Source organism: Rhodococcus sp. R1101 (genome assembly GCF_000278445.1).
Taxonomy (GTDB): Bacteria; Actinomycetota; Actinomycetes; order Mycobacteriales; family Mycobacteriaceae; genus Rhodococcus; species Rhodococcus gordoniae.
Genome location: NZ_AJVB01000080.1, coordinates 1 through 11,947, shown reverse-complemented (window position 1 = coordinate 11,947; position 11,947 = coordinate 1). Strand labels below are relative to the sequence as shown.

The 11,947-nt window shown below is 68.1% G+C and carries 12 protein-coding genes; 5 read left to right on the top strand and 7 right to left on the bottom strand.

Annotated elements, in window-relative coordinates; all coding sequences use genetic code 11:
• The 3 genes from R1101_RS26160 to R1101_RS0108205 all read left to right on the top strand — a co-directional run.
• On the top strand, nt 1–1,015 hold a 1,015-nt coding region (locus R1101_RS26160), incomplete at its 5' end, for a glycosyltransferase 87 family protein (protein WP_016932961.1).
• Nucleotides 1,012–1,599: a GNAT family N-acetyltransferase gene (locus R1101_RS0108210; RefSeq protein WP_016932960.1), complete on the top strand. Its 588-nt coding sequence runs from the start codon at nt 1,012–1,014 to the stop codon at nt 1,597–1,599. The genes R1101_RS26160 and R1101_RS0108210, both read left to right, overlap by 4 nt.
• Nucleotides 1,600–1,625: 26 nt before the next feature.
• Complete coding sequence (locus R1101_RS0108205; RefSeq protein WP_016932959.1) at nt 1,626–2,006, top strand: DUF2752 domain-containing protein; 381 nt, start codon at nt 1,626–1,628, stop codon at nt 2,004–2,006.
• A 281-nt stretch (nt 2,007–2,287) separates the two neighbouring features.
• On the opposite strand, the gene R1101_RS0108195 is transcribed toward R1101_RS0108205, so the two are convergent.
• The 5 genes from R1101_RS0108195 to R1101_RS0108175 form a co-directional block, all read right to left on the bottom strand.
• Entirely contained in the window at nt 2,288–2,770 is a 483-nt protein-coding gene (locus R1101_RS0108195) for a hypothetical protein (protein ID WP_016932957.1), read from the bottom strand.
• Nucleotides 2,771–2,797: 27 nt separating this feature from the next.
• On the bottom strand, nt 2,798–4,390 hold the full coding sequence (locus R1101_RS0108190) for a glycosyltransferase family 87 protein (RefSeq protein WP_016932956.1): 1,593 nt from the start codon (nt 4,388–4,390) through the stop codon (nt 2,798–2,800).
• A 9-nt stretch (nt 4,391–4,399) separates the two neighbouring features.
• On the bottom strand, nt 4,400–7,018 hold the full coding sequence (locus R1101_RS26155) for a transglycosylase domain-containing protein (protein ID WP_157179130.1): 2,619 nt from the start codon (nt 7,016–7,018) through the stop codon (nt 4,400–4,402).
• A gap of 406 nt (nt 7,019–7,424) precedes the next feature.
• The gene (locus R1101_RS30135; RefSeq protein WP_016932954.1) at nt 7,425–7,601 is read right to left on the bottom strand and encodes a hypothetical protein; all 177 of its coding nucleotides are present in this window, start codon (nt 7,599–7,601) and stop codon (nt 7,425–7,427) included.
• 15 nt (nt 7,602–7,616) lie between these two features.
• A complete protein-coding gene (locus R1101_RS0108175) occupies nt 7,617–8,039 on the bottom strand; it encodes a DUF5318 domain-containing protein (protein ID WP_051017502.1) in 423 nt (140 codons plus the stop codon).
• Nucleotides 8,040–8,250: 211 nt separating this feature from the next.
• Here R1101_RS0108175 and R1101_RS0108170 point away from each other — a divergent pair, with 211 nt between their 5' ends.
• Nucleotides 8,251–8,808, top strand: coding sequence for a PadR family transcriptional regulator (locus tag R1101_RS0108170; protein WP_016932952.1), 558 nt, complete (start codon nt 8,251–8,253; stop codon nt 8,806–8,808).
• Nucleotides 8,801–9,901, top strand: coding sequence for an inositol-3-phosphate synthase (locus R1101_RS0108165; RefSeq protein ID WP_016932951.1), 1,101 nt, complete (start codon nt 8,801–8,803; stop codon nt 9,899–9,901). Before R1101_RS0108170 ends, R1101_RS0108165 begins: the two co-directional genes overlap by 8 nt.
• Nucleotides 9,902–9,989: 88 nt before the next feature.
• Here R1101_RS0108165 and R1101_RS0108160 read toward each other — a convergent pair whose 3' ends face one another.
• Nucleotides 9,990–10,748, bottom strand: a complete 759-nt coding sequence (locus R1101_RS0108160; RefSeq protein ID WP_016932950.1) for an SDR family oxidoreductase — start codon at nt 10,746–10,748, stop codon at nt 9,990–9,992.
• A complete protein-coding gene (locus R1101_RS0108155; RefSeq protein ID WP_026003025.1) occupies nt 10,745–11,818 on the bottom strand; it encodes a phosphotransferase family protein in 1,074 nt (357 codons plus the stop codon). The genes R1101_RS0108160 and R1101_RS0108155 overlap by 4 nt, the downstream gene beginning before the upstream one ends.
• Nucleotides 11,819–11,947: the final 129 nt, after the last annotated feature.

Sequence of the window (11,947 nt, the reverse complement as noted above, 5' to 3'; positions counted from 1 at the left end):
TGAGTTCCTCCTCCAGTCGGCTCTCCTGCTCGCGCCCTTCGGCCTGCTCACCGCATGGTTGCTCGCCCGGATGGCCGGGTGGGCCGCACTGTTGTGGTCGCTCACGCCGCCGCTCGTGCTCTACGCCTTCCTCAACTGGGACCTGCCGGTCGTGGCGGTCACCGTCGCCGCCGTCGCGGTGCTGACGCTCGAACGCTGGCCGCTGCGGACTCGCGGGGTGGTCGCGGCGGTGCTGCTGGGAGTCGGATTCTGTCTCAAGCTCTATCCGGGCATCTTCGTGCTGCCGCTCGTCGCCTACGTCTTCACCGGCGGGCCGGATTCCGACCGGAAGCGGGACGTCCCCGGCGCCCTCGCCGTCGCGGGCACGGCGGCGGCCACGGTCGCCGCGATCAACCTGCCCTTCGCACTCCTCGGCTACGAGGGCTGGCGCGCGTCGTTCGCCTTCCAGCAGAACCGCGAAGCCGACGGGACCAGCAACTCCATCTGGTACTGGGGGCTGCGGCCGTTGATGGGCGGCTACCAGGGATACGAGAACACCCCCGCATACAACGACCTGGTGGCCCAGCTGTCGCCGACGCTGATCGCGCTGTCGTTCGCGCTCGCGCTGTGGCTCGGATGGCGCCGGTATCTGCGCGACGGCGTCTATCCCTGGCTCGGCACCGGTGCCGCGATGCTGTGCGGTTTCGTGCTCTTCCACAAGGTGCACTCACCGCAGTACACCCTGTGGCTGCTGCCGCTGCTGATCCTGTTGCGTGTGCCGTGGGGTCTCGTCGCCGCGTATCTTCTCGCCGACCTCGCCATCGGCATCGGCATCTTCCGGTGGTTCGCCGCCACCGCCGGCGAAACGGATATGGCCCTGCCGCTCACACTCGTCCACATCGGGGTGTGGGGACGTGCGGTCCTACTGGTCGTGCTGTTCTTCGTCTTCCTGCGCGTCTCGCCCAGAACTCCGTGGCAGCAGACGGAACGAACCGGCTACGCTCGCCCTCCGACGACGACCGGGAGAGGGCGATGAACGACAACTGGACGGAACATCCCGTCCTCGAGGGTCCTCGTATCCGACTCGAGCCCGTCACCGACTCGCACACCGAGGGGCTGCTGACGGCCGCCGACGATCCGGACACGATCTTCCGGTGGTCGTCCACCGAGATCCGCGACCTCGACAGCGCACACGTCTTCGTCCGCGACGCCGTGGCCGATCCCGGGCGCCTCCCCTACGCGATCGCCGACCGGACGACCGGCGAGGTGCTGGGGTCGACGTCGTACTACCTGCTCGAGCCCACCTACCGCACGCTGGTGATCGGGTACACCTGGCTGTCGACGCGCGTGCAACGGACCCATGTCAACAGCGAATCGAAACTGCTTCTGCTGCACCGCGCGTTCGACGAGCTGGGATCCGTGCGTGTGACCTGGCACGCCGACGAGCACAACACCCGTTCGCGCGACGCCCTGCGCCGACTCGGCGCCACCGAGGAAGGCCTGCTCCGCAAGCACCGCAGACGCCGCGACGGCAGTTGGCGGAGCACCGCGTTGTTCTCCCTCACCGACGACGAGTGGCCGGAGGTACGCGCCCGGCTCGAGGAACGCCTGAGGCGATGAGGACGAGGCGCGCGCTCGCAGCCCCCATGGCGGTCGCCGCGGGTGCGATCGCGGTGTGCGCAGCGGTGGCGTGGGCCGACCCGACAACGCCGGGCGGGATCATTCCGCCCTGCCCCACCTATTCGCTGTTCGGAATCCTGTGTCCCGGTTGCGGTTCCTCGCGGATGATGTATTCGCTCGTCCATCTCGACGTGCCGGCCGCGCTTCACTACAACGCCCTCGCCCTGGTCGCGCTGGGCATGCTGGTCGTGGTCTTCGGAGCATGGACATGGAGCAGGGGGCGGGGCACACCGATGCCGCGGTGGACGCGATACCGGTGGGCCCCGCACATCGTGCTGGTCCTCACGGCGGTGTGGTTCGTCGTGCGCAACATTCCGGTCGCGCCGTTCACCGCCCTACGGATCTGACGGTCGGAGAACCGGGCAGTCGACCGTGTGCTCCCAGTCCGTCCCGGGATCACCGGTCACGCGGACGAGAACCGTGTTCGCACTCCCTGCCGGCACGTCCACCACCGCCGATCCGGTGCCTTCGTCGATGCTGCCACCGATACGGTCCGTGTCGTAGATCCGGGAGCCACCGTAGAACACCTGGATTCGGTCGGGAACGCCGTAGGTCTTCCGTTCCAGCAGGAACGACGTCGGATATCAGCGACGAACGTCACGGAGATGTGCTGTTCGTCCACCCGGCTTCAGGCTGCGCGCAATGAGCTCAGGGCCGCGTGCTGCTCGAGACCGACCCGTCCCGGCGTGACGGCGAGAGCCACCGCGGTCTGCCGCGAGTCGAGACCGACGATGGTGCGCAGGATGAGGATCTCCTGCTGGAGGCGAGTCAGGGGGAGCGCCTCCGGGCTCACGAACTCGGAATCGCCCGTGTCGGAGACCACCGTGTACGCCAGCCGCAGGAAGGGCCGGTCGGCCCCGGACGGCGCGGCGAGTTCGGCGAGGATCGCGCGGCAGGCCGCCGGAGCGAGCCGGTCGGCCTCGGCAAAGGTGCCTCCGGCGCCTTTCGCGCGGGCCCGGAAGTAGGCGGTCACGAGCGGATGCAGGTCGCGCAGAAGTCGCGGGATCGCGGTGGCGTCGCCGGCCGCGACCGTCCACGCCAGCTCGCACGTCGTGAACTGCGGTGCGGTGACATCCGTCCCCGCACCGAATCTCCGTCCGCCGCTCGTCATTCGCCCCCTCGTGGCTCGATTCCGAGCCTAGGGCGAGGACGTCGCCTCCGGCAGCCATCGTTCGGATGATTCTTCTCTTGTGACCCGATGGTGAGCGGGCCGCAATCTGTGGGGCAGCCACCGGGGCGGACGGTCGGGTGCCTGATCGAGTACCCCACCGACGGGATCGTCGACGAAGCCGTATCGCACAGGATCCCTCACCGGACGCCGGATCTGCCACAGCACCACCGCACACAACGCCACCACAGCCACATCGCGCAGGAAGACCGTGCCGGTGAACCACTGCTCCGGCAGCCCCTTCCGATCAGGGCCCAGGTAGTAGTACATGCGCGGAACCCACACCAGCGCATCGATCGTCATCCAGGCGAGCAGCGCGCGGCGGTGGGGTACCGCCAGCACGGCGAGCGGCACGAGCCACAACGAGTACTGCGGACTCCACACCTTGTTGGTGAGCAGGAAGGCCGCGACGAGAAGGAAACACAACTGCGCCAGGCGGGGACGGCGCGGCGCGGTGAGCCCGATCCAGCCGATCACAATGCAGGCCGCCGCGAACAGCACGAGCGACACCCCGTTGAAGGTCGACGCCGACCAGCTCGGCCACCCCAGGAACGAATGCAGCACGTTGTAGATCGAATCCGGATCCGCTCCGCGATCGGAGTTGAGGCGGAAGAACTCCGCCCATCCGCGCGGGTACAACACCATGATCGGCAGATTCACGGCCAGCCACGCGGCGGCAGCAGCTCCTGCGGTGCGGGCGAACGACCGCAGGTGGCCGGTACGCAGACACAGCACCAGCAGTGGACCGAGCAACAGCACCGGATACAACTTCGTCGCCGCACCCAGACCGAGCAGGACACCGGCGAGAACCGGTCGGCGTCTGGCCCACGCCAGCAGGCCACCGGCAGCGAACGCCGTGGCCAGGGCATCGAAATTCGTGAACGCGTGCACCACGACCAGCGGAGACGCAGCGACGAGGGCAGCGTCCCAGATCCTCCGGCCCGCCGACATCGCAGTGGCCCACACCGTGACGAGCCAGGCGAGCGCGAGCCCGACCGCGACGACCGAGAAGTAGATCGCGACCTGCAGAGCGTGGGGAAGCCACGGTGTGGCATCCCACGCCTTCGCGATGCGCATCGAACCGTACTGGTACAGACCCGCGAGCACCGGATACTCCATGTACCGGGTCTGCATCTGCCCGTCGGGACCGGGTTCCTCCCACGACGTCCGGTACGGGAAGGCGCCCTCCGCAAGCCGTTCGGCGCCGTAGAGCGGAACGATGTCGGAATAACACATCGCCACGTACTGCCGGTCGCCGCTCCAGTCCAGGCCGAGCGCGCCGTCGGATCCGACGGGTCCCTGCTGTACACAGGCCGCCTTCGTGAACCATCCGAAGGCGAGGAAGACGACCGCGAGCAACAACATCGCCCGCAGGGGAGTGAAGAAGCGGGTGCGACCCAGCACGGCATGCCGCCCGACCGGACCACCGATGACCGCGGTCAGCCGCGTCACCGTCGGATCGGTGCGCCCGGGGGTGTCGCGCCAGTCCAGGGAACGACGATCCTCGGCCGGTGGTGCAGCGGACACCACCGGCCGGACGTCGGATCGCCGGTCGTCGCTCACGCGGCGAGGCTACCCGGCCGGAGCGTATTCGAACGCGCCCTGGGGACTACCGCCCTGCGCGCCCGGAATCGCGGGGCTCTCGAGTCCCGGGATGCGGTTCTGCGGAGGCGATCCACCGCCGTCCGACTCGTCTCCCGTGCCACCACCGGTTCCACCGCCGGTGTCCTCGCTCTCCTCCTGCTGACCGCCGGTACCGGGGCGGGTGGGCACGCTCTGGGTGGTCGTCTGCGGAGCGACACCCGGAACCGGGATCGTGACACCGGGGAAGATCTCCACGTTCTGAGTGGTGATCTCGGGAACCTCCGGCAGGCTCGGCACCACACGCGAGGTGGTGGTCTCCTGACGGGTGGCCGGGGCGGTGGTCGTCGCGGTCCAGGCCGGCACCCCGGAGACACCGGCGATCGCCGCCGGCTTCGGGAACGACTCGACCTCGGTGCCCTCGAGAGCGCCGTCCATCGTGTCCTTCCAGATGTCCGACGGGATGCCCGAGCCGTAGATCATGCCGCCCCAGCTGTTCTCCAGCGGCAACCCCTCCTCGGTGCCGACCCACACCGCGGTCGACAGGGACGGCGTGTAGCCGACCATCCACGCGTCCTTGTTGGAGCCGGTGTCGCCGAGCTGGGCGGTGCCGGTCTTCGCCGCGGACGGACGGCCTCCGGCCAGGGCGTGGCCGTTCGAATACGCGGCGATCGGGGTCATCGCGGAGGTGGTGTTGTCGGCCACCGCCGCGTCGACGACCTGCTCGCCGGTGGGAGTGCCGCGATCGAGGAGGACCTCACCGTCGGACGTCACGACCTTCTGCACGAAATAAGGCTCGTGATGACGGCCGGACGCCGCGAGTGTGGCATAGGCCGACGCCATGTCGAGCACGCGTGACTGGTACTGACCCAGGACGATGCCGTAGTTGGGGCCGGCACCGTCCGGCTCGGTGAGGGTCTCGCCGATGCCCGGCAGCTCCTTCGCGACGCCCAGCTTGTGCGCCATGTCGGCGATGGCCTGCGGGCCGTTGTCCATCGCGAGCATCATCCGGTAGAAACTCGTGTTCAACGACCGCTTCAGGGCTTCGGCGATGGTGCACTGCCCGCACGACTCGCCCTCCACGTTGCCGATCTCGATGCCGTTGACCGTCAGCGGACCGCTGTCGTAGGTCTGCGACAGCGGCACACCCTGATCGAGGTTGGCCGCCAGGCCGAATACCTTGAACGACGAACCCGTCTGCAGACCGGACTGCGCGAAGTCGTAACCGACACCGCTCTCACCGCCGTAATAGGCGCGGATCGCCCCGGAGCGGGGATCGACGGACACCACCGCGGTGCGCAATTCCTCGGGCTCCCCCTCGAGATTGGTCTGCGCCGCCTCCACCGCCGACTGCTGGGCCTGCGCGTCGATCGTCGTGGTGATCTGCAGCCCGGCCGTGTTGAGGAGGTTCTCGTCGATACCCTCACGCGCCAGCTCGGCGAGCACCTGGTTCTTGATCAGCCCCTCGGGACCGGACGACTGGTCGCCGTTGTCGAGTTCCGCGATCGGCATGTATGCCGGGTACCGCATGCCCGACCGCTCGGCCGCATCGAGCGTGCCGGCGGAGACCATACCGTCGAGCACGTAGTTCCACCGCGCTTCCGCACCCTCGGGGTTCTGCTCGGGATCGAGCAGCGACGGCAGCTGGATCGACGAGGCGAGCACGGCACCTTCCTCGACGGTGAGTTCACCGACGGGCTTGCCGAAGTACGCGTTCGACGCCGCTGCGATGCCGTAGGCACCGCGGCCGAAATAGATGGTGTTGAGATAGGCCGCGAGGATGTCGTCCTTGGCCCACTGGTTCGCCATCTTCGTCGACAGCACCAGCTCCTTGAGCTTGCGGGTCAACGTCCGCTCGGAACCGACGACCGCGACCTTCACGTACTGCTGGGTGATGGTCGAGCCACCACCGGCGCTGTCGCGGCCGAGCACGTTGTCGCGGGCAGCGCGCGCGAAACCGGTGATCGAGAAGCCGGGATTGCTGTAGAAATCGCGGTCCTCGGCGGCAAGTACGGCATTGCGGACGTGCACGGGAATCGCATCGAGTTCGACCTCGGTGCGGTTGCCCTCCGGCGGGATCACCTTCGTGATGACGCCCTCACCGTCGGAATTGAAGATGGTCGCGGCCTGATTCGTCTGAAGCTCACCCGGACGCGGCACGTCCTGGACGACGTACGCCAGCATGAACATGAGGATCGGGACGAGGATGCCCGCGGCGACCACGCCGTAACCGACCCGGCGGATCGTGCGCCAGTGGTTGCTCCTGCCGTCGCCCTTTCCGCCACCGGCCCCGCCGCCGGAACCGCCACCGGGCGGAACGGTGGGAGGACCACCCGCAGGCGGGCCCCCGGCGACGCGGGTCGTGGGCGCCTCACCCGCACGCTCGGCACCGCCGACGGGCGTCGACGCGGCAACCCGCTGGGTCGGGGCGTCCGCTCCGGGACGCTGTGCCTGGGCGTCCGCTCCGGGACGCTGTGCCTGGGCGTCCGCTCCGGGACGCATCGCGACGGTCGGATCGGCCTGCGGCGAGCGCTGGACGGGGGGCAACGTGCCGGGACGCGGCATCGGCTGGTCGGGGTTACGCGGCGGGTTCGCACCCGGGGCGGGCATCGGTCCGCGCGGCGGGTAAGGCTGCCCCGGCCGGCCCTGCTGGGGACCCGGTCCCTGCGGTCCCTGACCTTGTCCGGGACCTTGGGGACGCGGCCCCTGACCTGGAGCCTGCGGCGGGTACGGCGGGCGTGCGCCGGGACGCGGCGGCGGGCCGGCGGGGCCGCTCGGCTGTCCTTGACCCCCCGGGCGACCCGGCTGCCCCGGTGCTCCCGGCTGACCCTGTGCTCCCGGTCGGGGTTGCGGAGGCAACGGGCGACCCTGCACCGGGCCCGGAGCAGGGCGCTGCTGTCCCTGACCGGCAGGAGGACCGGGGCGTTGCGGCCCGGGCTGCGGTCCGGCAGGACCACCGCGCCGGGGCGGAACGACCTTGTTGTCCTCGGGTTCGTTGTCGGGGGAACTCACGTACTCATCTCCAACTGTTCTCGCGACGCATCACGCCGCGGCCTCGACACTGCTCCACGGACAGCCGATCGACGACGCCGATGGACGGCAGCCGTTCGACGATGTGCGCAGCGGACGACGCGACGATCAGGTCGTGCGGGTCGGACCCAGGAGCGAACTCCAGAGGAAAGCGTACGGGCACGTCGCCGGTGCCCCTTCACTCGCTGGCGGTACGACGGCTCGATCCCGTCGACCGGCGACGCGGGCTCTTGGGGGCAGGCTGCGAACCCAGGACGTACGACTGCACCAGGTGGTTCCAGCTACAGGTACGGCACACCTCGACCAGATGGACCGAGAATTCCTCCTGGCTGGCCGCCAGACGCACCAGCTCCTCGGGAGTGCGCGCCGATCCGGATACGGGACCGAGCTTGTCGCCGAAGACCCACGACACGAGGGTCAACTGCTCCTTACGGCAGATGGGGCACACCACATCGCTGCCCCGTCCGTGGAATTTCGCCGCCCGCAGCAGATAGGGGCTCGCGTCGCAGACCTCGCTGACTCCGCGCCGCCCCGAGTAGACCTCCGCGAGCAGCGAGCGCCGCTGCAACGCGTAGTCCACCACCTGCCGCTGAATTCGCACGGCTTCCAGAGTACGTGCGGGCGATGGGGCGATGGGCGTGGAGTCGCCCACTCGATACGAACCCGTGTGGTCCCGGTCGACTCCGGAGACGGATGTCCGTCCGGAACGTCGTGTGACATCCAGCCCGTGCGGCGTATCGTCGTATATATCGGCACGATATAGTTCTGCGTCGTATCAATCGGTTGGTTCGAACGGAAACAGGAGGTGACCCGTGCTGGAACTGGCGATACTCGGGCTCCTCCTCGAGTCGCCCATGCACGGCTACGAGCTGCGCAAGCGTCTGACCGGGCTCCTCGGGGCCTTCCGTGCCTTCTCCTACGGGTCGCTCTATCCGACCCTGCGGAGGATGCAGGCGGACGGCCTCATCGAAGAGGATTCGGGAACTCCCGGTCCCGTGAAGCGACGTGCACGCCGCGTCTACCAGCTCACCCCGAAGGGGCGAGAACGCTTCACCGAGCTGGTCGCCGACACGGGACCGCAGAACTACACCGATGACGGATTCGGCGTGCACCTCGCCTTCTTCGGTCGCACCCCCGCCGAAGCGCGGATGCGAATTCTCGAAGGCAGGCGCCGCCAGGTCGAGGAGCGCAGAGAAGCGCTCCGCGATGCGATCGGACGGGCCAGCGGCACTCTCGATCGTTACACCCGTCAGCTCCATCAGCTCGGCCTCGAGTCGAGCGAGCGCGAAGTGCGCTGGCTCAACGAACTCATCGCCGCCGAGCAGTCGTCAGCAGCACGCAACAAAGAAGGAGAACCCGACCATGGGTGAGAACAGCACCGCGGTGCGCGTGGCCATTGTGGGCGTGGGGAACTGTGCCTCCTCCCTGGTCCAGGGCGTCGAGTACTACAAGGATGCGGACGCCGAGACCACCGTCCCCGGTCTGATGCACGTCGAATTCGGTCGCTACCACGTGCGCGACGTCAAGTTCGTCGCCGCGTTCGATGTGGACGCCAAGAAGGTCGGCTTCGACCTGTCCGAGGCGATCCTCGCGAGCGAGAACAACACCATCAAGATCGCCGACGTGCCGCCGCTCGGCGTGCCCGTCCAGCGCGGCCACACGCTCGACGGTATCGGCAAGTACTACTCCGAGACCATCGAGCTCTCCGACGCCGAGCCCGTCGACGTGGTCAAGGCACTGAAGGACGCCGAGGTCGACGTTCTCGTCTCCTACCTCCCCGTGGGTTCCGAAGAGGCCGACAAGTTCTACGCGCAGTGCGCCATCGACGCCGGTGTCGCCTTCGTCAACGCCCTCCCCGTGTTCATCGCCTCCGATCCCGAGTGGGCGCAGAAGTTCACCGACGCCGGTGTCCCGATCGTCGGCGACGACATCAAGTCGCAGGTCGGCGCCACCATCACCCACCGCGTGATGGCGAAGCTCTTCGAGGACCGCGGTGTCGTGCTCGACCGCACGTACCAGCTCAACGTCGGCGGCAACATGGACTTCAAGAACATGCTCGAGCGTGAGCGTCTCGAGTCCAAGAAGGTCTCCAAGACCCAGGCCGTCACCTCGAACCTCAACGGCCCGCTGGCCGGCAAGGTCCACGACCGCGACGTGCACATCGGTCCCTCCGACTACGTGCAGTGGCTCGACGACCGCAAGTGGGCGTACGTCCGCCTCGAGGGTCGCGCCTTCGGCGATGCCCCGCTCAACCTCGAGTACAAGCTCGAGGTGTGGGACTCCCCGAACTCCGCCGGCATCATCATCGACGCCATCCGCGCGGCGAAGATCGCCAAGGACCGCGGCATCGGTGGCCCGATCCTCCCGGCTTCGGCCTACCTGATGAAGTCCCCGCCGGTCCAGATGGCCGACGACACGGCGCGCGCCGAGCTCGAGGCGTTCATCATCGGAGCCGACGCGTAGAGCCGCTCTCCGGAACGATTTCCGACGAAGGCCGCATCCTTTCGGGATGCGGCCTTCGTCGTTGTCGCTCTGCGGGTTCCGACCCCGTCTACGCCATCTTGCGGATCACCGACAGCGGCAGCACCTTCATGGCGTAACCGAGCGGAATCCACGGCCATCCCGGCACATACGCCTTGGCGGGCTCCTTTTCGATCGCAGCAGCCAGTGCGCGACAACCTGTTTCGGTGTCGACGATGAACGGGACCTTCTTCACCTTCTCGTTGATCTCCGACCGGATGTATCCGGGGAAGATCGTGCTCACCGAGATATCGGTGTCGGCGAGGTCGGCGCGCATCCCCTCGCCGAGAGAGGCGACGGCGGCCTTCGACGCGGCATAGGCCGTCAGGTTGCGCGGCATGCCGCGGAGCGCACTCATCGACGAGATCAGCACGACGTGGCCACGCCCGCGGGGGCGCATGAGTTCGAGTGCCGCTTCACTCTGCGCGAGAGCACCGAGGAAGTTGGTGTTCGCAGTCTGGGCATTGGCACGGAAGTAACCGGTGCCCAGGGGCTGCCCCTTGCCGAGACCGGCATTGACGATCACCCGGTCGAGACCGCCGAGCTCGTCGTCGAACTCACGGAAGACGGTGAACACGTCGTCGTGCCGGTTCACGTCGAGGGCGCGCACGCTCACGGTGATGCCCGGGTGCGCGGCGAGCAGTTCGTCCCGCAGCTCCTCGAGCCGTTCGACGCGACGGGCGGCGAGCGCGAGATTCCTTCCTCGCGCCGCGAATTCACGCGCCATACCGGCACCGAGTCCGGAACTCGCACCGGTGATGAGGATGTTCCGTCGCTGCGGGCGGCTCATCGGTTCTCCTTCTCGTATCGATCGATCAATGCACTGCAACGGGATTCGAGGTAGCCGACCACGATCCAGAAGTCCTCGAAGGCCGGATTGGTGGTGTGGCCGTGGTGGTAGCGGTAGTAGATCTGCTGGGCGATCACGGCGAGGCGGAACAGTCCGAACACCTCGTAGAATCCCCAGCCGTCCACCGGCAGTCCGGTTCGCTCGGAATAATATTCGACGATTTCCTGCCGGGTGAGCATGCCGGGCAGGTCGGACGGTTGCCGCTTCGTGAGCAGCAGCATGTCGTCGTCGTCCGCCTGCACCCAGTAGGCGAGCGACGATCCGAGATCCATCAGGGGGTCGCCGATGGTGGCCAGTTCCCAGTCGAGCACCGCGACCGGCTTCAGCGGGTCGTTCTCGTCGAGAACGATGTTGTCGAGACGGAAGTCGCCGTGGATCACGGTCTGTGCGACGTCCTCGGGTTGCCGCGCCGCCAACCACGCGGTGACACGGGCGAAGTCGGGGACGTTGTCGGTGCGGGCCTCGGTGTAGCGCGACGTCCAGCCCGCGACCTGCCGTGCGACGTAGCCGGAACCGCGACCCAGTTCGGACAGTCCTGCGGACTCCGGATCGATGCCGTGCAGTTCGACGAGCAGGTCGACGATACGCAGGCACAATGTGCGGGTGTCCGCCTCGGTGAGGTCGAGGTCGGTGGGCGGATTCGTCCGCAGGATGGTGCCGGGAACCCGGTCCATGACGTAGAAGTCGCTGCCGAGCACACCGCGATCGGTGCACAGGCCGACCATGGTGGGAACGTACGGGTAGACCGGTGCGAGCATCGACTGGATGCGGTACTCGCGTGCCATGTCGTGCCCCGACGACGGCTTCGCCCCCGCCGGCGGGCGACGCAGCACGAGATCGCGGTCCGGATACCGCAGCAGATAGGTGAGATTGGATGCGCCGCCGGAGAACTGGCGAACCTCCGGTATCCCTCGGATACCGGCGTTCTCGTCGAGCCAGGCGGCGACCGCGTCGACGTCGAAGGCGTCCTCGTCGCGAACGGTACGGGCGTTGTCGGGAAGTGCGGTCATCGTCGGAATCTCCCGTCTCACGCGTACTTGCCGAGTTCGAACCGGGCGACGAGCCCCTGGTGCACCTCGTCGGGTCCGTCGGCGAGACGCAGTGCTCGCGCGGCCGTCCACGCACCGGCGAGGGGAAGT

Excerpts from the sequence above, each read along its gene's own strand:
- R1101_RS0108195 (WP_016932957.1), bottom strand. The coding sequence starts at position 2,770 with ATGACGAGCGGCGGACGGAGATTCGGTGCGGGGACGGATGTCACCGCA.
- R1101_RS26155 (WP_157179130.1), bottom strand. The coding sequence starts at position 7,018 with ATGCCCGCCCCGGGTGCGAACCCGCCGCGTAACCCCGACCAGCCGATG.
- R1101_RS0108160 (WP_016932950.1), bottom strand. The coding sequence starts at position 10,748 with ATGAGCCGCCCGCAGCGACGGAACATCCTCATCACCGGTGCGAGTTCC.
- R1101_RS0108165 (WP_016932951.1), top strand. The coding sequence starts at position 8,801 with ATGGGTGAGAACAGCACCGCGGTGCGCGTGGCCATTGTGGGCGTGGGG.
- R1101_RS0108210 (WP_016932960.1), top strand. The coding sequence starts at position 1,012 with ATGAACGACAACTGGACGGAACATCCCGTCCTCGAGGGTCCTCGTATC.
- R1101_RS0108205 (WP_016932959.1), top strand. The coding sequence starts at position 1,626 with ATGGCGGTCGCCGCGGGTGCGATCGCGGTGTGCGCAGCGGTGGCGTGG.
- R1101_RS0108155 (WP_026003025.1), bottom strand. The coding sequence starts at position 11,818 with ATGACCGCACTTCCCGACAACGCCCGTACCGTTCGCGACGAGGACGCC.